This window comes from Streptomyces sp. NPDC004721, from assembly GCF_053601495.1.
This window is the reverse complement of sequence record NZ_JBSGBZ010000019.1, coordinates 14,230-38,690: the sequence shown is the minus strand read 5'-3', so window position 1 is coordinate 38,690 and position 24,461 is coordinate 14,230. Positions and strand designations below refer to the sequence as shown.

The window sequence follows — 24,461 nt, the reverse complement described above, 5'->3', positions numbered from 1 at the left end:
TGTTCGGTCTCCTGGCTGCGTGTAGGGGTGGACGGGGTCAGGCACCGATGCCGTAGGCGGCGGCGATCTCGGGGTAGCGGTCGAAGGCGGGCCGCAGGATCGGCACCAGCTCCAGGACCTTGGCGACCTTGCCGCGGATGCGGACCTTCCCGGTGGCCACGGCGGCGGGCATCATCAGCTTGCCCAGCCACAGGGCGTGGGCGGTGTCGCAGGACATCTTGATCGTGACGGTCGCCTCGTCCGGGGCGCCGTCGCCCACGGCGACCTCGTCCGCGGAGACGAAGACCGTGCACTCCGGCTTGGTGTGAATCAGCCGCACGGAGAGGTCGCTCTCGCGCAGCTTGGAGGTGAACTCCTCGTCGGCGGCGAGGATGGTGAACAGCTCGCCGAAGACCTTGGCGGCGGTCTCCTCGTTCGGGAATGCGGGCATGGCGAAGCCTCCGGATGTGGTGGTGGGTGTCTCGTGTGGGATGGCGGCCGCGGTCAGCGGCCGGCGGCGGTGCGTCCCGCGGTCACTTCCGGCCGGCGAGCGAACGCAGGTCGGCGAGCAGGGAAGCGGCCTGGAGCGGCCACTTCAGGCGTGTGAGCAGCCGGGTCGAGGTGGGACGCACGCTCTGGTGGACGTCGACGTAGATGTGGGTGCGCACGGGGTGGTTGTTGAGGAGCTGGGCCACGGCGTGGGCGCTGATGGCGCCGAACATCATGGCGGAGTGGACGACCTGGGGGAACGCGAAGTCGGGGTTGCGGAGGTTGGCCCGGGCGGTCTGGAGCATCTCGCCGGGGACGAAGCGCACCGGCAGCAGGCGGCGCAGCAGCTCCCATGTGCCGAGCCGGTCGAGATCGGTGGGGACGAGCGCGCCGTCGAGGACGCGTCGCAGCGTGCGGTAGTCGTAGCAGCGCACGTACTGGGCGCCTGCCATGTCCCAGCCGGTGACCAGCGGGAGGCGGGCTTCGGCGACCTGGTGGTGCAGTTGGAGTTTGGCGCGCCAGCCGCTCATGGTCGTGACGTCGACGCCGTCGACGACCGCCTCGCAGCCGGCCGTGAGTTTTCCGACGTTGTCCGCGGTGACGCCTTCGGGGAAGACGAGCACCTCGGCGTGCGGGTTGATCGCGCGGATGTGTTCCGCGGCGACCTCGGCCTTGTTGCGGCCGAGGTCGGCCACGGTGGCGTTCTGCCGGTTGAGGTTGTTCAGCTCGTAGGTGCCGGGGTCGGCCAGCACGAAGCGCTGCACGCCGAGGCGGGCCAGCGGTTCGATCGCGGAGCCGCCGATGGATCCGCAGCCGGCGACGAGCACGGTGGCCCGGCGCAGGACGTCCTGATCGGCCGCGGGGACGACCCCGGTGTTGCGGATGGTGAACTCGTCGTAGAACTGCGCGCCCGTCATGTCCGACGCGTCGGCGGCGATGCCATGGGCGGGTGCCGTCATTCGGCGCTCCTGGTCAGTGGATGGTGGTGGATGAAGGATTCGTTCGGGGGCGTCGGTTCGGGGGCGTCGTGCGGTTCACTGCCCGCTCTTCGCCGGTGTCTCCAGGCCGTCGGCGGCCGGGGCCGGGCTCGTCCCGGGCAGGCGTCCGGGCAGCCAGCGCAGGACGGCCAGCGCGGCGACCAGGAGCAGGGCGGCGGCGACGTACACGGTGAGGTGCATCGCCGAGATGTACGCCTCCTGTGCGCGGGAGACGAGCCCCGGTACCTGGTCCTTGATCGGACCGATGACGGACGGGTCCTGCCGAGCCTTGGCCAGCGCTCCAAGTGTGCCGCCGAGTGAGTCGCCGGCCTCCTCGCGCAGGCCGGGGGGCAGGATGCCGGCCGCGCCGCCCAGTTCGTCGCGGTACTTCAGGGAGAGGACCGAGCCGAGGACGGCGACGCCGAGGGCCGCGCCCACCTGGCGGAGCGTGTTGTTGACCGCGGCGCCGACGGCCGACTTGTCGGCGGGGACCACGGACATGATGGCCGTCGTGGTGGTGCCCATCACCAGGCCCAGGCCGAGCCCGGACAGGCCGAGGGCGAGCTCCAGCTGCCACAGCGCGCTGTCCTTCTCGATCACGCCCAGCCAGAGGAAGGACAGCGTCATGAGGACCAGGCCGGAGGCGACGACCGCCTTCGGCCCGTAGGTGCGGGCCAGCGAGCCGCTCAGGGTGGCGGTGACGATCGTCCCCACCGCCACCGGCAGCAGTACCAGGCCGAGTTCGAGCGGGGTGAGGCCGCGGACGCCCTGCACGTAGAACACGAGCAGGAAGGTGCCGCCGGTGAGCGCGAAGAACGCGAGCGCGATACCCGCCGTACCGGCGGCGAAGGCCGGCTTGCGCAGCAGGCTCACGTCGAGGGCGGGAGCGGTGGCCCGCCGCTCCACCGCCACCAGCAGTGCGAGCAGCACGAGCCCCGCGACGATGGCGCCGCCCGCTTGCGGGCTCAGCCACTCGTCGGTCTCACCGCCTCGGATGACGCCGTAGACGAGTGCGGCCGTGCCCAGGATGGACAGCACGACGCCGGTCATGTCGAGCCTGGGCCGGTTGCCGGGGCGGGACTCGGGGACGTAGCGGAGCATGAGCGCGGCGCAGATCACCACGACCGGCACGTTGATGAGGAAGACGGAACCCCACCAGTAGTGCTCGAGGAGGAAGCCTCCGACGATGGGACCGAGGGCGATGGACAGGCCGCCGATCGCGGACCAGATGCCGATGGCCTTTCCGCGCTGCTCGGGAGTGGACGTGTCGTTGATGACGGCGAGGGTGGCGGGGGGTACCACGGCGCCGCCCAGGCCCATGACGGCACGCCAGAGGACGAGTTGGTCGGGGCCGGTCGCGAAGGCGGAGAGCGCGGACGCGACTCCGAACACCAGCATGCCGGCGAGGAGGACGCGGCGGCGCCCGAAGGAGTCGGCGAGGACGCCGGCGGAGAACATCAGGGCGGCGTAGACGAGGATGTACGAGTCCACCGACCACTGGAGTTCCGAGTTGGTGGCGTTCAGGTCCTGCTGGATGGTCTGCAGGGCCACGTTGAGAATGGTGTTGTCCATCATCACAACGAGGAAGCAGCAACCCAGAACCGCCATCATGATGCCGCGGTGCCGTGTTCTGCCGGTGACGGCACCGGTGGGGGCAGCGTTCACTTCGTCCTCTTCCGTCTCATGGGGCATGGCCGGCATGCCCTGGGTGTCAGAGCGGCTCGTGCACGCGTGACCCCGGCGGACGTGATCCGCGCGAAGCACGGATGTCCGTCACCGCGAAGCACCGCCGCAGCCATCTGTCTCGTCCGTCGTGCCGGGGCACGAATCCGGTCCGGCCGTGCACGGCCACCCGGTTGTCCACGATGAGCAGGTCTCCCGGCTCCATGGCCACGCCGATCAGGGCCTGGAGCAGGTGGTCCCGCAGAAGGTTCAGGGCACCGGTCCCGCGTTCGTCGAAGGACTCCATGGCGTGGAAGTCGACGCACATCTCCGGGTCGTCCCGCGGTCCGGAGAGCACGGGCATCAGTGCCGAGTAGCGGGAGACGCCGCCGCCGGTGAAGGAACTCGACAGCCGGATCCGGAAGAGCGGCCGGCGCAGCACCTCCACGGTTTCGGCGGGCAGGACGGGCAGGACGGCCCGGATGCTGCCGGCGACCGTCAGCGCGCTGCCTTCGTGGTCCTGCCGCAGGCAGGACAGCCCGATGAAGGCGGGCTTGTGCGGGTGGAAGCCGTCTTCGGTGTGGAGTTCCAGCAGTCGGCTTCCGGTGTTCTCCTGCCGGGTCTCGGCTCCGCGCACCGGGCAGACGTCCTGCACGAGTCGCCCGGCCTTCTCGTCCGCGTAGGCGATGACCGCCCCCAGACGGCTCATCACCATCAGCTCGGTGACCGTGCTGATCGCGAGGTCGGTCCAGTCACCCGGGTGGGCGCCGTTCTCCGGCGTGGGCGGCAGCGGCTCGTCGACCGGCAGGCCCTTGAGCAGCAGTACGCCGCTGCCCGTTCCGTGCTCCCGGTACCGGGCGAGAGCGCCCGCGACCGCGACGGGAAGGCGGCCGGCCTCCACCTCGACCGCCTCGATCAGGTCGGGGTGATGCAGAGGCAGGTGGCCGCGGCAGTCCGAGATCCGCCGGGCGAGGATCTCGATTTCCTTGGCCTCACCCGGAGCGAGTTCGACCGTGTCCGTCGCGAGATCTTCCGACGGGTCGATCGCGTGGAAGTCCGCCGCGTGTTTCATCGGTTCGGGTGAGCGAAATTCGTCGGCCGGCATGGAAGACCCCCCGAATGGCGTCTGAATGGTCAACAGGTCCAACGGGACCGAGTCAATCAGCGGTCCGGAATCCGCACAGTCCTCACCCGCCACCCTCCTGTGGGCCGGTTGAACGGGGTGCCCGATCGGCTACTCGTCGAGGAGTCCTTCGCTGACCGCTTTCGCCGCCGCGAGTGTGCGATTGGGGCTGTTGAGCTTGGCGAGCACATTCCCGACGTGGCGTTTCGCGCCGTGTTCGGTGATGTTCATCCGGGTGGCTATCTGCCTGTTGCTCAGTCCCTCGACGAGCAGTTTCAGGGTCTGCTTCTCGCGCCGGGTCAGATACACCCGCTGCCGGGATACGCGGACGGCCGAGTGAGCCCGCGCGAGCAGCTCGCGGGCTAACTCGGGCGGCACCGGCACGTCGCCCGACTTCAGTCGCCGCAGCGCCTCTTCCAGGGCCGAGCTGGTCAGTGCCGCCTCCAGCATGAAGCCGTCGGCCACCTGGGCGGCGGCGGGGGACAGCGCCTCCCGCGCCGCGCTCGGGAGCAGGAGCAGGAGCTTGGCGCCGCTGCGCTGGGCCAGGTCGTTGAGCCTGGCCAGCGTGTCGTCGTCCAGCAGGGCCGAGGCGATGACGACGTCGCAGTCCGTCGTCTGGAGGGACTTGAGTGCCACGTCCAGCGGGCCGTGGCCGTCCGCCTGGCGGGCCGAGGGAAGGGTGTCGAGCATGGAGCACAGACCGAGTCGCACCACATCGCTGTCGACCGCGACCAGCACGCGGAGCCGTCGATCGGCTCCGGTGTCCGTGCCGGCGCGCTCCACTGTTGTCAATTCCGTTGTCACGCAATACCCCTGTGGTCATGGTCCAGGAACACGCGCCGCTCGTTGTGCGCGGGCGGCGTACTGAGCCGGATTGAGCGGCAACGGGGCGCTGTTCGGACACCCGACGGCGCAAGGCCGTCCCCCGTGGGTGTCCGCCGCACGTGCTTCTCTTCTGAATGGCCGGTTTACGGCGCTCGTCGCTATGAATCGATGGCGTTCACGGCATGCCGGCGTCTTTGGGGCATACCGAGTTCTGGCGCCAAGGCCCGGAATCCGAACCGTCGAAGAATCCGTGCGGCCTCGGGAGCGAGGATGCGGTGCGGGCATCGGCGCCGCACTTGGAGGGAAGTCCTGGACTTGCCGATACGGGTCGGCAGGTCGAACGTCTTCTCTCTGACCTCTCGCGCAGCCATGCCCCCGCCTGCCCCGCTCCCATGATGCTCAAAAGGTACCTACAACACTTCGACGGACGAAAGCGTTCCATGTAATGCCTCGTCCCAGGGGCACAGTTGAAGCCATGTCGTGAGCCCCGCACCGCGGGGTCCGGTGCGGGGCCACGCGCGGTCGTCCGCCGAGGGCTACTCCGCCCCGGAGGGGACGACCGTCCTTGGCTGCTCGGCGGCCGGGGCGCCGCCGGATGTTCCCTCCTCGCTCAGGCCGATCCGCGCGTGCAGCCTGCGCAGCGGCCCGGGCGCCCACCAGGTGGCCCGGCCGGTCAGCCGCATCACCGCGGGAACGAGCAGGCTGCGGACCACCATCGCGTCCATGAGCACGGCCAGGGCGATCCCCAGTCCGAGCATCTTGGTGTTGGTGACGCGCGAGGCGCCGATCGCGACCATGACGACCGCGAGGATCGCCGCCGCGGCGGTGATGAGCCCGCCCGTGCGCTGCAACCCGAAGACCACCGCGCTCCGGTGGTCCCCCGTGCGGTCGTACTCCTCTTTGATACGCGAGAGCAGGAAGACGCCGTAGTCCATCGAAAGCCCGAAGGCGACACAGAACATCAGCACGGGCAGTGTCGTCTCGATGTCCCCGGTGCTGGTGAAGCCGAGCAGGCCGGAGAGGTGCCCGTCCTGGAACACCCAGACGACGGCGCCGTACATGGCAGTCAGGCTCAGCGCGTTGAGCACCACCGCCTGGACCGGGACGAGGAGACTTCCGGTGAGCAGGAAGACCAGCACCAGGGTCACGGCCGCGATCATGCCGAGGGCCCACGGGAGCCGGTCCGCGATGACCGCCTTGGAGTCCACCAGCGCCGCCCCCGGCCCGGCGACCGACGTCGGGAAGGAGGCCGGTTCCGTGCGCACCGCACGCACCAGGTCCTGGCCGGCCGCGTCGCCCGCCGCTCCCTCACGGAGCACCGTGACATAGGCCGCGTCACCGTCGGCCCGGGCCGCCTCGACCGGCCCCGGCTCCTGTGTGAGCCTGCCCTGCGCGTATGCGCCCCGAGGGCTTTCCACCCTGACGACACCGGGCAGTTCGGACAGCCGCCGGCTGTAGTCGGCCAGTGCCGAGGGCTGGGCGGCGGCCCCTTCGGCCAGCACCTCGACGGCGGCGCCGGGGCTTCCGGGGAACCCGTCGCGGATGTGCTGCTGGACGGTACGGGACTCGGCGCTCGCGGGCAGTTGCCGGTCATCGGCGTTGCCGAACCTCACGCTCAGGAACGGCAGGCCGAGGAGAACCAGCCCGGCGGTCGCGGCGATCGCGAAGACCGGGGCCCGCCGCATCACCAGCCGCGCCGCCCTGGCCCACCCGTCCTTCGTGGCGCCGCTCCCCGGGGAACGGCGTCGCAGGACGCGGCGGAGGTCCCAGGCGTTGATCCGCTCCCCGAGCAGCACCAGCGCGGCGGGGAGGATCACCAGGGCGGCGATCGCCGCGAGTGCCACGACGGCGATGCCGGCGTACGCGAAGGACCTCAGGAAGTACTGCGGGAAGACCAGCATCGCGGCCAGGGAGACCGCGACCGTGAGCGCCGAGAACAGGACCGTCCGCCCGGCGGTGCGCAGGGTGGTCCCCACAGCCGTCAGCGGCTCGGCTCCGCGGGACAGCTCCTCACGGAAGCGGCGGACGATGAACAAGGCGTAGTCGATGGCCAGTCCGAGACCGAGCGCGGTCGTGAGGTTCTGGGCGAAGACGGAGACGTCGGTGAACTCGGTGATGCCGCGCAGCACCGCGTTCGTACCGAGGATCGCCACCACGCCCACACCGAGCGGCAGCAGTGCCGCGACCGCGCTGCCGAAGACCAGGACGAGCAGCAGCAGGGTGACCGGCAGAGCGATCAGCTCGGCGCGCAGCAGGTCCTCTTTGACCAGTTCCTGCATGTCGTGGCGGACCGCGACCGGACCGCCGAAGAAGACCTTCACCGGGCCGTGGCTGCCGCGGTATTCGGGGGCGATGCGGTCGAAGACCTTGGCGGCGTCGGTCTCGTCGCCTGCGATCCGTGCGGTGATCATGGCTTCGTGACCGTCCTGAGCCCGCAGGGCGGCCGCGCCGGTGGCCCAGTAGGAGACGACTCCCTCGACGGACTGCTCCCGCTCCAGCCGCTCGGCGAGCCGCCGCGCCTCGGCGGCGACGGCCGGGGTGTCCACGGTGGCCTTGCCGCTGTTCACCAGGAGGATCAGGTTCGGCTGGGAGGCGGGGAAGTGCTCCTCGAGGGCCTTGGCCGCGTAGGAGGACTCCGCGCCCGGATCCTGCCAGCCGCCGCTGCCCATGCGGTCGGCCACGCCGCTGCCCGCCACCACCGCCAGTGCCGTGAACAGCAGGGTCAGCAGGAGAGCGAGCCTGGGCCTGGCCGTGATCACCCGCCCCCACCCGGAGAGCCCACCGCCGGGGCGATTCACGTCTGTCATCGAGCAGGTTTCCCCTCTGAAGGACCAAAACACGAGCGACCACTCGCACTCGAAGAACACGGATAGAATGCGAGCACCTTCTCGTGTTTGTCAATCACATCCTGTGCTTGGGGGTCACTCAGAGTGGAATCCGTTCCGGCGACTTCGGCGACTTCGGAAGCTCGGCGCAGGCAGGCGCGCGGCAAGCGCCGTATGGAGCAACTGCTCGACGCCGCGGCCGTCGTGTTCGGCGAGAGCGGCTACACCAGGGCCAGCACGAACGCCATCGCCCGCGAAGCAGGTGTCTCGCCGGGCACCCTGTACCAGTTCTTCCCCAACAAGGAAGCCATCGCGGTGCAGCTCGGCGAGCGGCTGATGCGGCAGATGCTGGAGGCACACGGCCAGGTGTTCACCGACGCCAACGCGTCGCTGCCGCTGGACGAGATGCTGGACGCGATCCTCGATCCGATCATCGAGTTCAACCTGACGAATCCGGCGTTCCTCGCCCTGATCCACGGCTCCGACGCGCCGGGAGAGATCGCGTCCGGCAAGGAGGTCCTCCACGCGATCCTGCAACGGCAGGTCGAGGAGACCGTCGCACTCCGCGCCCCCGACCTGCCCCACGACGAGTGTGTGCGCGTGGCGACCACGGCGTTCGCCGTCTTCCGGGCGGGGCTGTGCCTGGCGATGCAGTACCAGGAGCCCGAGAGGGCCGCCTACACAGTCGAGGTGAAGGCGGCCCTGGCCCGGTACCTGGCCCCGGTGATCGGCGCGGAAGCCCGCGCGGTACGTCGCTGAGACAGCGGCGCGGGCGTCAGCGCAGCGGGTCGAACGGGGCCAGTTGCGCGGGGCGTTCGCCGGTGACGATCGTCTCGGCGAGGAGGCGTCCGGTGGCCGGGCCGAGGGTGATGCCCCACATCCCGTGGCCGCCCGCGGCGAAGACCCGCGGGGAGCGGGTGGCGCCGATCAGGGGCAGGCCGTCGGTGGTGCACGGGCGGGAGCCGACCCACTCGTCCTGGCGGGCGTCCAGGCCGGCGCCGCGCAGCAGCGGGCGCGCGGCCTCGGCGATGGCGTGGACGCGGCGGGCGTCCAGGGGCGCCTCCGGCTTGCGGAACTCCATCATTCCGGCGACCCGCAGACGGTCGCCGAGCGGTGTGCAGGCGACGCGCTGGGCGGGGAAGTAGACGGGGCCGGACGGCACGTGCTCGACCGGGACGCTGAAGCTGTAGCCGCGGCCGGCCTGCACGAGGGAGCGCACGCCGAACTTCCGGGCGAGGCGGCCGAGCCAGGCGCCCGTGCCCAGGACCACCGCGTCGAAGCGCTCGCCCTCTCCGCCGCCGCCGACGACCGTGACACCGGCCGCGTCGTCCCGCACCTCGGTCACCTCCGTGCCCTCGTGGATCACCCCGCCCCGGGCACGGACCGCGTCGGCCAGGGCGTGCACGTAGTGTCCCGGGTCGATGTAGCGCTGGCCGTGCAGCCGGATCGCCGCGCCGATCTCGTCCGACAGGGACGGCTCGACCCCCCGGGCCTCGTTCCCGTCGAGGACGTCGAACTCCATGGTCTGGCCCGCGGAGTGGATCTGTTCGAGCTCCTCCAGCAGGACTTTGCGCTCCGCGGCCGTGCGGTAGGCGGCGATGAAGGACTTGGCCTCCAGCGTCCGTGCCTCGACACCGCCCTCGGCCAGCGTGTCGAAAGTCGGCAGCGCCAGGCTGTTGATGGGTACGAGCGCGCGCATCGACCGCAGCCACTGGGACGCGGTGCTGTTGCGGGCGAACCCGGCCAGGAACCTGAGCAGCTTCGGGTCGGCGCTCGGCGGGACGTAGACCGGGGAGGACGGGCTGAGTACCGCGCGCACCCCGTAGGTGAGGACCGCCGGTTCGGGCAGCGGCGTCGCCAGGCCGGGAGTGAGCCATCCGGCGTTGCCCCAGGACGATCCTGCGGCGACCCCCTCGCGGTCGTACACGGTGACGCCGACGCCCCGCTCCTGGAGGAACCAGGCGGTGGACAGTCCGACCATGCCCGCGCCGACGACGGCGACGCGGCTGGGGGCGGAGGGTGCGGGCGAGGGAGGGCGGGCGACCATGCGGAACCTCTTCATCCGGAGCGGTGTCCGGGGTGGTGACGCCTCCGGACGCCTCCGATGGTGATGCCGGTGGGCCCCGTTGTCTTTGTGGCGGGCGGACAATGAGGGCGGTGCCGATGATGCGGTGAGCACTATCCGTGTGGGACACAATGGGGCTCATGAGCAGTCCCCGATGCCGCGCTGCGGGGTGCCGGCCGTGATCACCGTGTCCGACCTCGTGGATTCCCTGGGGGCCGGGCTTCTGCGTACGGTCGTCCCGGCCGGGAACGCCGAGGTGCACGACGTCGCCCTGGCCGAGCCCGGTGACACCGCGGGCCAGCCGGGCGAACTCGTCCTGGGGGTGGGTGTGACCGACCGGTCCGGAGCCCTCGCCCTGCTGGAACGGACCGCCGCGGCAGGGGCCGCGGGCCTCGTACTCAAGCGACCCGCCGCGCGCGACCCGCAGGTGACCCGCGCGGCCCGGGGGCTGGCGGGCCCCGCACTGGTCGAACTGCGACCGCACACCTCGTGGGCCCACGTCGTCTGGCTGCTGCGCGGTGTCATCGACCGGGCCTCCGCGCCCGCCGCCGGCGCGCTCGGCACCCCCGGTCCGCACAGCGACCTGTTCGCACTGGCCGACGCGGCGGCCGAGATCATCGACGCGCCCGTGACCGTGGAGGACGCGCAGTCCCGTGTCCTCGCCTACTCCGCGCGGCAGGACAGCACCGACCCGGCACGGGTCTCCACCATCGTGGGGCGGCGCGTCCCCGCGGAGACCCTGACGCATTTCCGGGCGAGCGGCGTCTTCCGCCGGCTGGCGCGCTCCGGCGACCCCATCTGGACCCCCGCCGGTCCCGACGGCATCCTGCCCAGGCTGATCATCCCCGTGCGGGCCGGCGGCGAGTGGCTCGGCTCGATCTGGGCCGTGGTCACGTCGCCGGTCCCCCCGGAGCGCATCCGCGAGCTCGGCGACGTGGCCTCCGTCCTGGCCCTGCACCTGCTGCGGCTGCGCGCCGAGGCCGGCATCGCACGGCGGGTGTCGGCCGGGCAGCTGCGGGCCGCCCTGCGCGAAGGCGCCGTCCCGGACCAGGGACCGGGAGCGGCCGCCGCGTTGCCGGCCGGCCCCTGGCGGGTGGTGGCCTTCGGGTCGTCGACCGGCGGGACGGAGGACGTCCGCAGGCAGCTGGACCTGTGGGAATCGGTGGCGCACCGGTTCGGCTGGCACCAGCCGCTGCTCGCCGACCTCGACGGGCTGCTGTTCGGCGTGGTCACCGACCGGGGGCGGGGCGGGCGGCGGGGCGCGCCCGGTGTCCGGGCCGACGCCGGCACCGTCGACTGGCTCCGGCACGTGCTCGCCGAAACACGCGCGCACGACCCCGGCCTGTACGCCGTGGCGGGCTGCCCCGCCCGCTCCCCCGACGAACTGCCGCGCTCCACGGCCCAGGCCGTCGAACTCCACCGGCTGATCGGCGCCGGCCGGCTCCTCCTCGCCCCTCACGTTCACGGGACGGGGATCGTGCTGATGGAGGACGCCTGGGACGCCGTCGTCGTGGAGCGCGCCAGGGCCGCCGTCGGGACCGACACGTGGCGGCTCGGCGGGCCGCTCGCCGCGCTGCGCGCACACGACGGGGAACACGGCACGCCGTACCTCACCACCCTCGCGGCCTGGCTCGACCACTTCGGCGACCCGCAGAGCGCCGCACGGCACCTGCGGGTCCATCCCAATACGCTGCGCTACCGGCTGCGCAAGCTCGAAGAGGCGGTCCCGCTCGACCTCTCCTCACCCCGCCTGCGGTTGGCTCTGCGGCTCCAGCTCATGGCGATCGGCGAGACTCCCGCGCACGGCGAGCAGCCAAGGCCGAACGATCCGCCGCCGAGGTGACCGCCGGCTCACGGACGGCCCGGTTCGCGGCCTGGCGGCGGGGAACACGGAGAAGGTTTCGGCCGGAGCGGCCGCCAGTATCCGGTCACCGACCTTCGCCGGCCTGGGGCGTCCGACAACCCGCGGAGGAACCCGATGTGCCGTCTGTTCGGACTCAGCAGCGCGCCCCGGCGCACCCGCGCCACCTTCTGGCTGCTGGACGCCCCTGACAGTCTCAGCCGGCAGAGTCATCGTGATCCGGACGGCACCGGGCTGGGGTACTTCGACGCGGACGGCACCCCGCGGGTCGACAAGGCGCCCATCGCCGCCTACCGGGACCGCACGTTCGCCGAGGACGCCCGGCAGGTGGAGTCCGCCACCTTCCTCGCCCATGTGCGATTCGCCTCGACCGGCGCCCTGGACGCCCGCAACACGCACCCCTTCGAGCAGGAAGGACGGCTGTTCGCGCACAACGGGGTCGTCGAGGACCTCGACGCGCTCGACGACCATCTGGGCGAGGACCGGTCACTGGTCAGGGGCGACACCGACTCGGAGCGGTTCTTCGCCCTCGTCACCCGGGAGACCCGCGCGCACGGCGGAGACGTCACCACCGGCATCGCGCGGGCCGCGCGCTGGATCGCCGAGCACCTGCCCCTCTACGCCCTCAACCTGGTCCTCGTCACCCCCGACCAGTTGTGGGCGCTGCGGTACCCCGGCACCCACGAGCTGTACGTCCTCGAGCGCGCGGCGGGCGGCCAGCACGGCACCCGGCACCTCGACCACAGCGGCAGTCACGGGCGGATGCGCGTCCACTCCGAGGCCCTGGCCGGGCATCCGGCCGTCGTCGCCGCCAGCGAGCGCATGGACGACAACCCCCGCTGGCGCCTGCTGGAGGCGGGCGAGCTGCTCCACGTCGGCCCCGATCTGCGCACCGCCCGCCACCTCGTCCTGCCCGAGCCGCCGGCACACCTGCTCACCCTCGACGACCTGCGTCCCGACGCCGCCGCCTCGCAGAAGGCCGCCTAGGCCTCCCTCCCCGGAGCGCGTTCCTACGACGTGCTCCGGGCCTCCACGAGCCGGCGCTGCACGTCCAGTACGAGGCTCCGGAGGCGTCCGGGCCGTACGCCCTCGTAGTCCATCCACACGTCGAGGCGCGGGCGCAGGTACCGCACCATGAACAGCCCCTCGCGGCGCAGCACCGAGCGATTGATCGAGATCTCCGCCTGCACCTCTCGCCGGAGATCGTCGGTCCAGCCCTGCGCGCGGTCCGCCTCTTCCAGAGGAGCCTTGAGAGCGGCGACCGCCTCGTCGAGGGCCACGAGCAAGGTGGCGTCGGGTCCCGCCATCGTCACGTCAACTCCCTTTGACGAAGGGCGAGATTGCCCAACTGAACGATCTCACAGGCTGGTTGACGCCCCGCTGTGACACTGCCGTGACGGGCGGAGTGACCCGCCTCGTGGGGCTTGCGGTCGCCTGGGGCGTGAGGCGCGGGGCGACCGCCCACCCCCGCCTGCCGGAGTAACGCTGATGGTTCCGGGCGGGGGCGTGGCGGGGCCCGGGAGTCGTATCCAGCTCCCGGGCCCCTGGGGATGCCACCCAGTTGCGCACGCCGGTGGTGCTCAAGAGTGCGGATCAGTCGTCAGGCCGTCGTGTTCTTCCTTTGAACTACCGCACCATGTGAGAGGTGCAGGCGAGAGTCGAACTCGCATCCGGCGGCGGTCGTCCGCACTCGGTCGTCCGGCGATCGGTGGCGAATGCTGAAGCTGGAGCGAGAGTCTGAGATTGATCGCGGCTTCCCGGAGGAAACCGGCTGATTCAGGCTGAGCCTCAGTTTCAGCTTGCGCCCAGGGCACGAACCGGTCCTCAATCCGGCCCGAGCCTGTCACGCACCCCCGCGCTCGCACGCGGGGGCGATCAGGGGGCTGCCCTGGTCCGGCGTCAGCCGAACAGGTAGCCGAACACCGCGTCGCCGATCCGCTGGTCGGTGACCTCGGTGCCATTGGCCTCCTCGCGGGCAAACTTCACCGCCTGCTGGAGCTTTTCCACCCGCTCCAGCAGTTCGTTCACCCGCCGCGCGGGGAAGGCCCCGGAGAACTTCACCGTGGTCCAGTAACCGATCGGCACGTCCTCGTAGTACACCTCGACCTGGGCCGGGTGCTTCTCGGTCGCCTCCGCCTTGACGTGGTTGCGCGGGACCTTCTTCGTACGGATCGTGCGGACCGGGTCCGTCTTCCACCAGTCCGTCGACGGGGCCAGCGACCAGGACTCGGCCGCGTCCAGGACGGGGAGCTTCTTGACGAAGGAGTGCAGGTCCGTGAGCTGCTTCTCCAGGAACAGCAGGTAGGAGACCGGGACTTCGGCGAGGATCGTCCGGCCGTCGACCGTGACGTCCGCGCAAGCCGTGCGGTTGGCCCAGTCCTTCGTCGCGGTCACGTCGAACAGGCGCGTCAGCGACCCGGACATCTCGCGCAGGATCTCCTCGGCCTTGACCTGCACCCGCGTCGACTCGGGCGGCAGCTGCTCGCCCTCCTCGTCCTTCGGCTGGTACGTGCGCGAGATGCCGGCCAGCAGCGCGGGCTTCTGCACCTTGTGGTGAGCCGCGTTGACGTCCTGGAGCGACTTGCTCTTGACGCCCTTCTCCACGGCGATGATCTGGTTGAGCTTCGTCACATCTCCCCCTTCGAGCAGCAGCAACATAGCCCAGCAGGGGTTCGGAGTTCGCGCGTTTTTTCGCCCGTCGCGCGGGCCGGGCGCCGCCCGTCGACGTGCCGCGCGTCACACGCCGCCATCGTGGCAGCGGGCGTGACCTGCCGCACACCGCCACCGGACGCCTCGCCCAACTCGATGCGCATTCCCTGCACTTGGGGCTATTCGCACAGGCGTCCTGTTTGGGACGCTTATCTGGACCTATGACTTTCCCTGCCTTCGCCCCTTTCACTCGGAATCGTCCGCCATACGCCACTTCGCGCCACAGGAGGCCGCAACGGATATGTCCCCTTCACCTCAGAAGCCGGAACTCCCCGTCGTTCCCTGCACGGTTACCGCCGCCGAAGTCGTCCCCGGCGATCCGCTCGCCCTGTCACAGGAGGAGGTCGAACGACAGCGGTGGTGTGTCGTGATGCACACCCTTCCCGAGTCGCCGGAGACGATCCCGGCCTCGTGCGGCGGGCGCCGGGCGGGGCCCGTCCTCACGCGGTGCGCTTGCGGGAGGCCGTCTTCTTCGCCGGGGTCTTCTTCGCCGTGCTCTTGGCGGTCGACGCGGTCTTCTTCGCGGACCGCGACGACTGTGCCTTGGACGTGGACTTCTTCGCGGCGGCCGTCGTCTTCTTCGCCGCGGTCTTCTTCGCCGCGGGAGCCTGCTTCCCGGCGGTGGTCTTCTTGGCCGCGGCACCGGCCCGCTTGCCACGCGGGAGATGCCTGACCTCGGCCTCATCGACCTCCTCTGCCCCCTCCGCCGGCTCCCCGGCCTCCTCCCCCACTTCCTCGCCCCTGGACTGCTTGGCCGCCCGCACGCTCTTCTCCAGCGCGGCCATCAGGTCGAGGACCTTCCCGCCGGGGGCGGGCTCGGGGGCCTCGGGGGGCGCCTCGCCGGCGGCCTTGGCGGCGATGACCTCCTCCAGCGCCTCGCGGTACTCGTCGTGGAGGTCCTGGATGTCGACCTCGCCCAGGGTGTCCATGAGGGCGTCGGCGAGGTCCAGTTCCTTGTCGCGGACGGTGACGTCGACGTCCGGGGCCACGCCCTGGGGGACGCGGATCTCGTCGGGCCAGAGCAGGCCGTGCATGGCGATGACGTCGTCCACCACGCGGAGCATGCCCAGGCGCTCGCGGCCGCGCAGGGCGAACTTCGCGATCGCCACCTTCCGGCTGCGCTTGAGGGCCTCGCGCAGCAGGGTGTACGGCTTGGCGGCGGGGGCGCCGCTCGCGGCCAGGTAGTACGCGTTCTCCATCTGGAGCGGGTCGATCCGGTCGGCCGGGACGAAGGCCACGATGTCGATCGTCTTCGCGGTGGGCAGCGGCAGGTGGGCCAGGTCCTCGTCGGTGATCGGGATGATGGTGCCGTCCGCGTCCTCGTAGGCCTTGCCGATCTCCGCCTGGGTGACCTCGCGATCCTCCAGTTCGCACACCTTGCGGTAGCGGATGCGGCCTCCGTCCTCGGTGTGGATCTGACGGAAGGAGACGGTGTGGCTCTCGGTCGCGTTCACGAGCTTGATCGGGATGCTGACCAGGCCGAACGAGATGGCGCCGTTCCAAATGGATCGCACGTGCAGCACCTTCCGGATCGGATCAGTACGAACTGCTGGATCTGCGTGAGCTGTTTGTTCCGCTCGGTCTGTTTGTCATGGTTCAAGTACTTTCCATGGTTTTCTTATCGTATGGCGCCGATCACGGAGGTGGAGGGGCGACGGCTCGCGCTCAGCAACCTGGACAAGGTGCTGTATCCCGCGACCGGGTTCACCAAGGGGGAGGTGCTGCACTACTACGCGACGACCGCCGACGCGCTGCTGCCCCATCTGCGGGACCGGCCCGTGTCCTTCCTGCGGTACCCGGACGGGCCGGACGGGCAGATGTTCTTCGCCAAGAACGTGCCACCGGGTACGCCCGGATGGGTGACGACGGCCGAGGTGCCGAGGTCGGCGGGGGCGGCGCGGATGGTCCTCGTGCAGGATCTGCCGAGTCTGATGTGGGCGGCCAACCTGGTGACCGAGTTCCACACTCCGCAGTGGCTGGTCCAGGCGCCCGCGGAGGCCGACCGGCTGGTGTTCGACCTGGATCCGGGGGCGCCGGCGAACGTCGTGGACTGCTGCCGGGTGGCGTTGTGGCTGCGGGAGCGGCTGGCCGAGGACGGGATCGAGGCCCACGCGAAGACGTCCGGATCGAAGGGGCTGCATCTGCTGGCCGCGGTGCGGGGGGCGTCGAGCGCGCGGACGTCCGAGTACGCGAAGGGGCTCGCCGTGGAGGCGGAGCGTGCCATGCCCGATCTGGTGCTGCACCGGATGACGCGGAGTCTGCGCCCGGGGAAGGTGTTCGTCGACTGGAGTCAGAACGCGGCGCGGAAGACCACGGCGACGCCCTACACGCTGCGGGCGCGCCGGGAACCGACGGCCTCGGCGCCGGTCACATGGGAGGAGGTGGCGGGGTGCCGGACGCCGGGGCGGCTGGAGTTCCGGGCGCAGGACATCGTGCCCCGGCTGCGGGACCACGGTGACCTGCTGGCCCCGCTGCTGGACCCTGCCCGTGCGGCCGCGCTGCCGTGAGGCCGCACTGCCGTGAGGGAGGAACCCGGCCCTCCGTTCCACACCCGCTCAGGAGGAACCCGGCCGTCCGGTCACACCCACACGGGGGAACCAGGTCATCCGGTCACGCCCTCTCGGCCCGGCCGACGGATCACACCCGCTCCCACGTCCTGCGGTCCCGCGCCATCGCGTGGAGCGCTTCCACGTCCGCCGGTTTCAGCACGGCGCCCAGGCGGGTCAGGTTCCCCAGGTCGGCGGTTTCCAGGACGCGTACGCCCCTGGGCTGGGCGGTGACGCGGAGGGCGGCCGGGTCCGTCAGGGCCAGGATCGGGCGCACCTCGGCCGTCAGGGCGTAGGAGGCCCGGTCGGCCCGGCCGCGGAGGTCGCGCAGGAGGGGGGCGGGGTCGCGCCGGCCGAGGGCGACCATCGGATCGTCGATGCGGACGCGCTGCTTGCGGGCGTAGAGGGCGTGGACGGCGAAGAGGCCGCCGGGGCCGATGACCAGGTGGTGGATGCGGTCGCCGCCGGGCAGCGGGACGGAGTGGAGGGCGTGCCAGCCGGCGCCGTCGAGGTGGTCCAGGGCCTCGCCCACCGTCTGCTCGGCGGTCAGGGCGCGGCGGCGCGGGTCCGGGCGGAGGCGGTGGGCGGGGGCGGGCTCCCGGTCCAGCGCGATCAGCAGCGCCTCGCCGGGGCGGTTGGGGGCCAGGTCGTCGTCCGGGTGCAGGCTCAGACGGGCGAGTTCGGCGGGGGTGGGTACAGGGGGCGGGCCCACCGCCACCGGGCCGGTGAGGAAGGGGCCCAGGGCCTGGAGCACGTCCTCCTGCTCGCCCTCGCTGAGGAGGTTGACCCGGGCGGCCTCACGGTCGTACCAGGCGATGTTCCTGCCGTCGGGCCGGCAGACGTACAGCCGTTCCTGTCCGTGGCGCCAGGTCGGTATGACGCGCAGTCCGCGGTGTCCGCTCATGCACCATCACCCCCACGACCATGGGAACAGGCGGGGTGCTCCCGGGGCAAGAACTTGGCTACCGTGAGAGAGCCTGTCGTCGGACGCCCGACGCCGCCGGGCAGGCGGGAGTCCGAGGACGGGCTCCGAGGGGGAGTTGGGGAGGCGCCGTTGCGGACCCGCAGGAAGCAGCCCGACGTACCGGCTCCGGACAGCCCGTGGAGCGAGATCGTGCCCGGCCTGTGGATGGGCGGACACGAGTTCAGGACGAACTCCGGGCAACTGGAACTCGCCGTCGTGCGCGATGAGTTCGATCTTGTGCAGACCCTGCTCAGGCTGCCGGGGCACGGGCCCGACCCGGGTGTCGAGCACCATGTGTGGCCGATACCCGACGGGCCGCTGGACGGGACGCAGCTCGCGGGGGTGATGCGGCTGGCCCGGGCCGCCTGTGACGCGCTGGACCAGGACCGCCGGGTCCTCGTGCGCTGCTACTCGGGATACAACCGCTCGGGGCTGGTGATCGCGCACGCGCTGGTCCGCCAGGGACGCTCCACCGAGGAGGCGATCCGGCTGATCCGCGCCCGCCGCTCCCCCTGGGCGCTGCACAACGAGCTGTTCGTCGACTATCTGCAGGCGGGCCTGTCGACGGCACGGCTGCTGGAGGAGCTGGCCGAGTAACGGTTTCACCGAAGGGGCGTGCGCGCCGACCGGCACCGGCCCTCGCCACCGGGAAACGAAAGCCCGTGAGCAAAAGGGACTTCCATACGAAACGAATAGGGTGTACGAGGCTGTTACCCGCGCCGCTCCCTCTCCCCGCTCTCTTCCAGCCACCGGAGAAACGTGTACCGCAGACGCTCCGCCCTGGTCGCCGCCCTCGCCGCCCTGCTGACGGCGACGACGGCTGCCTGCGGCGACGCGGGCGGGCTGCGCGGCGCGGGGCCCACGCCGACCGCGGTCAGCCCGGCCCGGCTGTGGCCCTCGCTGCGCCCGGCGGCCAGCCCCGCCTGGCCCTACGACGAGATACAGATCGAGACGGTCAAGGGCGTCACCGCTCCCGGCGACGACATCCACGGGGTCGACCCGGTGGCCGTCGTACGGGCCGAGGTGGCCGCGCATCCGGACGCCTACACGGGCGCCAAGGCGCCGTACCAGGACACGGCCGACCGGCTCGCCGAGTGCGGCCCGGGGAAGGATCCGTCGCGGTGCCCCGTCATGCGGCCGTACTACCGGGATCTCACCGGTGACGGGCACGACGACATGGCACTGGGCTTCCAGCTGTACCCGACCAACCAGACCGCGGTGCGCGTCTACACCTTCGAGGGGCACCGGCTGGTGCAGGTGTTCGCCAACGACGACGCGGTGATCGGCGTGGAGCTGGCCGGGCGGGCCGTGATCATCCGCTCGCCGGCCGGGATCGCCGGGTACGAGTACCGCACCACGTGGTCCTGGGACCCGGAGCAGCGGGCGATGGTGTTCTCGCGCGACGAGTTCCTGCGCACCGGCCGGCACCGGCCCACGCACGCGCGTACCCACACGCCCCTCACCGCCTCCCCGCTCCCGTCCACCCACGCGCCCTCCCCCGCTCCCTCTCCTGTCCCCTCCTCCCTCACCCCCTCCTCCGCGGGTGCGCGATGAGGGACGCGCTGCCCCGGTGGGCCGGGACGCTCGCGGTGAAGGCCGCCGCTTTCATCACGGTGATGTGCTGCGCGCTCGCCGCGCTGCTCGGCGTTCTCGTACACGTCTCGGTGACCGACCAGACCGTCGGACAGGCGCGCACCCTCGCCCTGTCCCGGCTGAAGGACGCCACGACCGCGTTCGAGTCGGGCGACACGCTGCTGCCGGGCGCGGGCGTCGACCCGGAGGGGCTGCCGGAGCGGCTGCGGCGGCTGGCGGCGAGCGGACAGCGCGGCACGATGGTCGCCGTGCACCACGGGCGCCCCACGATGTGGGCGGCCGGGCCCGCCGACCGGGGGCGAACGCTGGCCGTGGCGGTCGACTACTCGCAGCAGGCCCGCACCATCGACGCACTGGACCAGTCCATCCTGTGGTCGTCGTTGCTGGCGATCGGGGCGACTCTGCTGGTCGGCGCGTTCGCGGTGACCCGGGTGACCCGGCGGCTGCACGCCACCGCGCGCGTGGCCCGGAGGATCAGCGGGGGCGACCTGGACGCGCGCGTGCACGACCCGCTGGCGCGGGACGCGTCCCGCCCGCACGACGAGGTGGCCGCGGTCGCCGCGGCGCTGGACTCCATGGCGTCGTCGCTCCAGGGCAAGCTGCTGGCCGAGCAGCGGTTCACCGCGGACGTGGCGCACGAGCTGCGCACCCCGCTGACCGGGCTGCACGCGGCGGCCGAGCTGCTGCCGCCGAGCCGCCCCACCGAACTGGTGCGCGACCGGGTGGCCGCGCTGCGCACACTCACCGAGGACCTGCTGGAGATCTCCCGGCTCGACACCGGGCGGGAGCGGCCGGCCCTGGACGCCGGGCACCTCAGCTCGGTGGCCGAGCGAGCGGTGCGGGCGGCCGGGGCGGCGGGGGCCGCCGCCGGGACGGACACGCGGGTCAGGGTCGTACGGGACGTGTACGTGGAGACCGACCGGCGGCGGCTGGAGCGGGTGCTGGGCAACCTCGTGGCCAACGCGCACAGCCACGGCCGGCCGCCGGTGGTGCTGACCGTGGACGGGCCGGTGGTCACCGTGCGGGACCACGGCGACGGCTACCCGGACTACCTCGTGGCGCACGGGCCGCAGCGCTTCCGTACGGAGGGCGGCGCGACCGGGCACGGACTCGGGCTGACGATCGCCCTGGGCCAGGCGGAGGTGCTGGGCGCCCGGCTGGAGTTCGCCAACGCGCCGGAGGGCGGGGCGGTGGCGACACTGACGCTCCCTCAGGAGCCGCCCGCGCCTTCGGGGCCGGAAGCGGTCGACGGCACCATCCCCAGCACCGAAGGGGCAGGCGACGCGGGGCCGGCTGACGCCGCGTCCAGGTGACCCGTCCCAGGACGAGCCCGGCCCAGCGCCGGAGTGACGCCCTCTCAGGCGGCGCCCTGATGGCGCAGTGTGACGGGCCTCCGGGATGCGGCACTCCTAATGTGGCGGTTAGCCAGATTCGCCCGCCTTCGAAGGGCTTCGCCACCTCAGGTGGAGGTACTCCATGTCCCCGCGCTCCCCCCTCACCCGACTGGCCATGGCGGCCGCCACCGGCGGCCTCCTCTCGACGGTCGCCGTGGCACCCGCCACCGCCGACGACGGCCGGAGCGGTCACCGGACGGCGGCCTCCCAGCACGACACGACACCCGAGCGGGGCACGACACCCGGGCAGGGCACGCCGCCCCAGCCGAGCACGGCCGGGCGGGACAGCGGCGCCCCCGACCACCGCCACCCGCGCTTCTACCGGGGCGTCGTCACGGCCCGGGGCGGGCTCGCCCTGCGCACCCACCCCGACCGCGACAGCCGGGTGCTCCGGGTGGCCCGGCCGGGCCGGCTCGTGTGGATCCACTGCAAGACGCTGAGCCAGGGGGTGAACGGCAACCGCGTGTGGTACCTGGTCTCGGACGGCATCTGGGCGTGGGGCTCGGCGCGCCACATCGCCAACATCGGCCCCTCGCCGCGCTGGTGCTGACACGCAGGGCGGACAAGTCGCCCCTTTTGGGTAGGTTTCGGCCATGACCCAGGCCGGAACCACCGTGGCAGCGGCCGCCCCGTCCGCGCCCGCCGACCGCCTCTCCCGGCGCCGCGGCGTCGAACTCTTCCTCATCGTCCTGGCCGTCCTGCTGCCGGTGTGCGGCTACTGCGCCGTCGGCCTGGCGAGGAACGGCACCGTCCCGCCCGGCGCGGCCGGATACGGCGCCGGGCTCGGCGTACTCGCGCTGGTCGCGCACATCGCGGTGCGCCTGCGCGCGCCGTACGCCGACCCGCTGCTGCTGCCCATCGCCGTACTGCTCAACGGGCTGGGCCTGGTGCTGATCTACCGGCTCGACCTGGAGACACCGGGCGACGAGGCCGCACCCGCCCAACTGGTGTGGTCCACCGTGGGCGTGGGGCTGTTCATCCTGGTGGTGCTGGTGCTGCGCGACCATCGGTGGCTCCAGCGCTACGCCTACCTCGGTGTCGCCAGCGCGCTCGCCCTGCTCGCGATGCCGATCCTCTTCCCCGCCGTCAACGGCGCCCACATCTGGATCCGAGTGGGCGAGTTCTCCATCCAGCCGGGCGAGTTCGCGAAGGTGCTGCTCGCGGTGTTCTTCGCCGCGTACCTGGCCGCCAACCGCGGCGCGCTGGCGTACAGCGGCCGCCAGGTGTGGCGGCTGCAACTGCCCACCGGCCGGGTGCTGGGGCCGGTGGTAACGGTCTGGCTGCTGAGCGTCTGCGTGCTGGTCCTGGAACGCGACCTCGGCACCTCGCTGCTGTTCTTCGGGCTGTTCGTCGTCATGCTGTACGTGGCCACCGGCCGCACCGGCTGGATCGCGGTAGGGGTGCTCCTCGCGGCGGCCGGCGCGGTCGCCGTCGGCTGGCTGGAGCCGCACGTGCGCAGCCGGTTCGGGGAGTGGCTGCACCCGTTCGCGTCCATCGAGGCCGGTCAGGGGCCCGGCCAGGTGGCCCAGTCGCTGTTCTCCCTCGCGGCGGGCGGGGTGACCGGCACCGGGCTGGGCCTCGGTCACTCGATCCTCGTCGGCTTCGCCGTCAAGTCCGACTTCATCCTGGCCACCGCCGGGGAGGAACTGGGTCTGGCCGGACTGTCCGCGATCTTCCTGCTGTACGCGCTGCTCGTCGAGCGCGGCTACCGGGCGGGCCTCGCCCTGCGCGACCCCTTCGGCCGGCTGCTCGCGATCGGTCTCGCCTCGCTCATGGCGCTCCAGGTGTTCGTGATCGCGGGCGGAGTGACCGGTCTGATCCCGCTGACCGGACTGGCACTGCCGTTCCTCGCGCAGGGCGGCTCGTCGGTCGTGACCAACTGGACGATCGTCGCGCTGCTGATCCGGGTGAGCCATGTGGCGCGCCGGGAGTACGACGGGACGGTGACCCCGTGACCCGTGAGGCCGATCCGGTGACCCGGTGCATCCGGCATGCCGCGGCCTTCTGCGTGCTGCTGCTGGTGGCGCTGCTGGTGAACACCGCCTGGCTGCAGGTGCTCCAGAGCCCGGAGTACGGCGGCAATCGGGCCAACCGCCGCCCCGCCATCGCCCGTTACCAGCAGCCGCGCGGCGAGATCCTGGTCGGCGGCCGGCCGGTCACCGGCTCCAAGGACACCCGGGAGCAACTGCGCTTCGAACGGACCTACACGGACGGGCCGTTGTACGCGCCGGTGACGGGCTTCGCCTCGCAGCTGTACGGGACGACGCTTCTGGAGTACTCCGAGGACGCGGTGCTGTCGGGCTCCGATCCGATGCTCGCGGGGTTCGGGCTGTGGCGGGGCTTCAGCGGCGGGCAGAGCCCGGGCGGCAATGTGGTGACGACGATCGACCCGGCCGCCCAGCGGGCCGCGTTCGACGGGCTGGGCGGACGCAAGGGGGCGGTCGCGGCGATCGAGCCGACGTCGGGGCGGATCCTGGCACTGGTGTCCACGCCCTCGTACGACCCCTCGCTGCTGTCCGGGAACAGGCGGGCGGTGTCGGCCGCGTGGGCGCGGCTGAATGAGGACCCGGAGCAGCCGATGCTGAACCGGGCGGTGCGGCAGACGTATCCGCCGGGGTCGACGTTCAAGGTGGTCACCGCGGCGGCCGCGCTGGACGCGGGCGTGGTGCGGGATCTGGACGAGCCGACCGACTCCCCCGCCCCGTATCTGCTGCCGGGCACGAAGACGTGGCTGTACAACGAGGCCGACGACTGCGAGAACGCCTCCCTGCGGCATGCGTTCGAGTGGTCGTGCAACACGGTGTTCGCGAAGCTGGGCGTCGACGCGGGGGTGCGGGCCATGCGGGCCGCGGCGGAGGGGTTCGGCTTCAACGACAAGAAGGTGGGGATTCCCTTCTCGGTCTCGCCGAGCACCTTCGACACCCGGGTGGACCGGGCGCAGCTCGCGCTGTCGTCGATCGGGCAGTACAACACGCGAGCCACTCCGCTTCAGATGGCGATGGTGGCGGCAGCGGTCGCGAATGGCGGGCAGGCACGGCCGCCGTACCTCGTGGAGCGGACCACCCGCCGGAACGGGGGCACGGTCTCCACGGCCGGCTCCCGGCCCGCGCGGCAGGTGATGCGTCCGACGACCGCGGCGCGGCTGCGGGAGCTGATGGCCGACGTGGTCACCGAGGGCACCGGCGGGAACGCGGCGATCCCCGGGGCCACGGTGGGCGGCAAGACCGGCACCGCCCAGCACGGCCTGGGCAACGCCGGTACGCCGTACGCCTGGTTCGTCTCCTGGGCGCAGGGCGACGACGACGTGGAGCCGAGGGTCGCGGTCGCCGTGGTGGTGGAGGACGCGTCCGCGCGGCGGGGCGACATCAGCGGGGGCGGTACGGCGGCGCCGATCGCCAAGGCGGTGATGGAGAAGGTGCTGCACGCGCCGCCCGCTGGGTGAGACGAGG

The 24,461-nt window shown here is 72.0% G+C and carries 21 protein-coding genes; 10 read left to right on the top strand and 11 right to left on the bottom strand.

What is annotated here, in order from left to right; all coding sequences use genetic code 11:
* Positions 1-37: 37 nt before the first annotated feature.
* The 6 genes from ACWEK3_RS19210 to ACWEK3_RS19185 form a co-directional block, all read right to left on the bottom strand.
* Positions 38-430: an SCP2 sterol-binding domain-containing protein gene (locus ACWEK3_RS19210; RefSeq protein WP_365417479.1), complete on the bottom strand. Its 393-nt coding sequence runs from the start codon at positions 428-430 to the stop codon at positions 38-40.
* 82 nt (positions 431-512) lie between these two features.
* On the bottom strand, positions 513-1,427 hold the full coding sequence (locus ACWEK3_RS19205; RefSeq protein ID WP_453250178.1) for a HesA/MoeB/ThiF family protein: 915 nt from the start codon (positions 1,425-1,427) through the stop codon (positions 513-515).
* 75 nt (positions 1,428-1,502) lie between these two features.
* Entirely contained in the window at positions 1,503-3,110 is a 1,608-nt protein-coding gene (locus ACWEK3_RS19200; RefSeq protein WP_453250177.1) for an MFS transporter, read from the bottom strand.
* Positions 3,111-3,156: 46 nt separating this feature from the next.
* Positions 3,157-4,179: a TauD/TfdA family dioxygenase gene (locus ACWEK3_RS19195; protein WP_453250176.1), complete on the bottom strand. Its 1,023-nt coding sequence runs from the start codon at positions 4,177-4,179 to the stop codon at positions 3,157-3,159.
* Between the two features lie 162 nt (positions 4,180-4,341).
* Entirely contained in the window at positions 4,342-5,034 is a 693-nt protein-coding gene (locus tag ACWEK3_RS19190) for a LuxR C-terminal-related transcriptional regulator (RefSeq protein WP_453250175.1), read from the bottom strand.
* A gap of 557 nt (positions 5,035-5,591) precedes the next feature.
* Entirely contained in the window at positions 5,592-7,862 is a 2,271-nt protein-coding gene (locus ACWEK3_RS19185) for an MMPL family transporter (RefSeq protein ID WP_453250174.1), read from the bottom strand.
* A 192-nt stretch (positions 7,863-8,054) separates the two neighbouring features.
* Here ACWEK3_RS19185 and ACWEK3_RS19180 point away from each other — a divergent pair, with 192 nt between their 5' ends.
* A complete protein-coding gene (locus tag ACWEK3_RS19180; RefSeq protein WP_453250173.1) occupies positions 8,055-8,639 on the top strand; it encodes a TetR/AcrR family transcriptional regulator in 585 nt (194 codons plus the stop codon).
* 16 nt (positions 8,640-8,655) lie between these two features.
* Here the strand turns inward: ACWEK3_RS19180 and ACWEK3_RS19175 are convergent, their stop codons facing one another.
* Positions 8,656-9,942, bottom strand: coding sequence for an NAD(P)/FAD-dependent oxidoreductase (locus ACWEK3_RS19175; RefSeq protein WP_453250172.1), 1,287 nt, complete (start codon positions 9,940-9,942; stop codon positions 8,656-8,658).
* Between the two features lie 181 nt (positions 9,943-10,123).
* On the opposite strand from ACWEK3_RS19175, the gene ACWEK3_RS19170 reads away from it, so the two are divergent.
* A complete protein-coding gene (locus ACWEK3_RS19170; protein WP_453250171.1) occupies positions 10,124-11,788 on the top strand; it encodes a PucR family transcriptional regulator in 1,665 nt (554 codons plus the stop codon).
* Between the two features lie 135 nt (positions 11,789-11,923).
* Positions 11,924-12,793, top strand: coding sequence for a class II glutamine amidotransferase (locus tag ACWEK3_RS19165; protein WP_450538945.1), 870 nt, complete (start codon positions 11,924-11,926; stop codon positions 12,791-12,793).
* A gap of 23 nt (positions 12,794-12,816) precedes the next feature.
* Here the strand turns inward: ACWEK3_RS19165 and ACWEK3_RS19160 are convergent, their stop codons facing one another.
* The 3 genes from ACWEK3_RS19160 to ku form a co-directional block, all read right to left on the bottom strand.
* The gene (locus ACWEK3_RS19160) at positions 12,817-13,113 is read right to left on the bottom strand and encodes a hypothetical protein (RefSeq protein WP_390725150.1); all 297 of its coding nucleotides are present in this window, start codon (positions 13,111-13,113) and stop codon (positions 12,817-12,819) included.
* A gap of 592 nt (positions 13,114-13,705) precedes the next feature.
* Positions 13,706-14,437: a DUF7873 family protein gene (locus tag ACWEK3_RS19155; protein WP_453250170.1), complete on the bottom strand. Its 732-nt coding sequence runs from the start codon at positions 14,435-14,437 to the stop codon at positions 13,706-13,708.
* A 518-nt stretch (positions 14,438-14,955) separates the two neighbouring features.
* Positions 14,956-16,029 carry a non-homologous end joining protein Ku gene (ku, locus tag ACWEK3_RS19150; protein WP_453250169.1) on the bottom strand — a complete coding sequence of 358 codons (1,074 nt, stop codon included), beginning with the start codon at positions 16,027-16,029 and terminating at the stop codon, positions 14,956-14,958.
* Positions 16,030-16,140: 111 nt separating this feature from the next.
* Here ku and ligD point away from each other — a divergent pair, with 111 nt between their 5' ends.
* Positions 16,141-17,022 carry a non-homologous end-joining DNA ligase gene (ligD, locus tag ACWEK3_RS19145; RefSeq protein ID WP_450538941.1) on the top strand — a complete coding sequence of 294 codons (882 nt, stop codon included), beginning with the start codon at positions 16,141-16,143 and terminating at the stop codon, positions 17,020-17,022.
* Positions 17,023-17,152: 130 nt separating this feature from the next.
* Here the strand turns inward: ligD and ACWEK3_RS19140 are convergent, their stop codons facing one another.
* Entirely contained in the window at positions 17,153-17,965 is an 813-nt protein-coding gene (locus ACWEK3_RS19140; protein WP_450538939.1) for a nuclease-related domain-containing protein, read from the bottom strand.
* Positions 17,966-18,115: 150 nt separating this feature from the next.
* Between ACWEK3_RS19140 and ACWEK3_RS19135 the strand changes: the two genes are divergently transcribed.
* From ACWEK3_RS19135 to ACWEK3_RS19110, 6 genes are all read left to right on the top strand, one after another.
* Entirely contained in the window at positions 18,116-18,622 is a 507-nt protein-coding gene (locus ACWEK3_RS19135) for a protein-tyrosine phosphatase family protein (RefSeq protein WP_450538938.1), read from the top strand.
* A 162-nt stretch (positions 18,623-18,784) separates the two neighbouring features.
* Positions 18,785-19,579 (top strand): hypothetical protein, encoded by a 795-nt coding sequence (locus ACWEK3_RS19130; protein WP_450538936.1) that lies wholly within the window; start codon positions 18,785-18,787, stop codon positions 19,577-19,579.
* On the top strand, positions 19,576-20,931 hold the full coding sequence (locus ACWEK3_RS19125; RefSeq protein ID WP_450538934.1) for an ATP-binding protein: 1,356 nt from the start codon (positions 19,576-19,578) through the stop codon (positions 20,929-20,931). The genes ACWEK3_RS19130 and ACWEK3_RS19125 overlap by 4 nt, the downstream gene beginning before the upstream one ends.
* Positions 20,932-21,094: 163 nt before the next feature.
* Positions 21,095-21,562 carry an SH3 domain-containing protein gene (locus ACWEK3_RS19120; protein ID WP_450538933.1) on the top strand — a complete coding sequence of 156 codons (468 nt, stop codon included), beginning with the start codon at positions 21,095-21,097 and terminating at the stop codon, positions 21,560-21,562.
* A 43-nt stretch (positions 21,563-21,605) separates the two neighbouring features.
* Entirely contained in the window at positions 21,606-22,967 is a 1,362-nt protein-coding gene (locus ACWEK3_RS19115; RefSeq protein ID WP_453250168.1) for an FtsW/RodA/SpoVE family cell cycle protein, read from the top strand.
* Between the two features lie 17 nt (positions 22,968-22,984).
* Positions 22,985-24,454 carry a penicillin-binding transpeptidase domain-containing protein gene (locus ACWEK3_RS19110; RefSeq protein ID WP_450539041.1) on the top strand — a complete coding sequence of 490 codons (1,470 nt, stop codon included), beginning with the start codon at positions 22,985-22,987 and terminating at the stop codon, positions 24,452-24,454.
* Positions 24,455-24,461: the final 7 nt, after the last annotated feature.

What these genes read in the sequence shown, in the direction of transcription:
- ACWEK3_RS19195 (WP_453250176.1), bottom strand. Translation starts at nt 4,179, where the DNA reads ATGAAACACGCGGCGGACTTCCACGCGATCGACCCGTCGGAAGATCTC.
- ACWEK3_RS19205 (WP_453250178.1), bottom strand. Translation starts at nt 1,427, where the DNA reads ATGACGGCACCCGCCCATGGCATCGCCGCCGACGCGTCGGACATGACG.
- ACWEK3_RS19125 (WP_450538934.1), top strand. Translation starts at nt 19,576, where the DNA reads ATGAGGGACGCGCTGCCCCGGTGGGCCGGGACGCTCGCGGTGAAGGCC.
- ligD (WP_450538941.1), top strand. Translation starts at nt 16,141, where the DNA reads ATGGCGCCGATCACGGAGGTGGAGGGGCGACGGCTCGCGCTCAGCAAC.
- ACWEK3_RS19175 (WP_453250172.1), bottom strand. Translation starts at nt 9,942, where the DNA reads ATGAAGAGGTTCCGCATGGTCGCCCGCCCTCCCTCGCCCGCACCCTCC.
- ACWEK3_RS19140 (WP_450538939.1), bottom strand. Translation starts at nt 17,965, where the DNA reads ATGAGCGGACACCGCGGACTGCGCGTCATACCGACCTGGCGCCACGGA.
- ACWEK3_RS19115 (WP_453250168.1), top strand. Translation starts at nt 21,606, where the DNA reads ATGACCCAGGCCGGAACCACCGTGGCAGCGGCCGCCCCGTCCGCGCCC.
- ACWEK3_RS19120 (WP_450538933.1), top strand. Translation starts at nt 21,095, where the DNA reads ATGTCCCCGCGCTCCCCCCTCACCCGACTGGCCATGGCGGCCGCCACC.
- ACWEK3_RS19165 (WP_450538945.1), top strand. Translation starts at nt 11,924, where the DNA reads ATGTGCCGTCTGTTCGGACTCAGCAGCGCGCCCCGGCGCACCCGCGCC.
- ACWEK3_RS19210 (WP_365417479.1), bottom strand. Translation starts at nt 430, where the DNA reads ATGCCCGCATTCCCGAACGAGGAGACCGCCGCCAAGGTCTTCGGCGAG.
- ACWEK3_RS19185 (WP_453250174.1), bottom strand. Translation starts at nt 7,862, where the DNA reads ATGACAGACGTGAATCGCCCCGGCGGTGGGCTCTCCGGGTGGGGGCGG.
- ACWEK3_RS19160 (WP_390725150.1), bottom strand. Translation starts at nt 13,113, where the DNA reads ATGGCGGGACCCGACGCCACCTTGCTCGTGGCCCTCGACGAGGCGGTC.
- ACWEK3_RS19180 (WP_453250173.1), top strand. Translation starts at nt 8,055, where the DNA reads ATGGAGCAACTGCTCGACGCCGCGGCCGTCGTGTTCGGCGAGAGCGGC.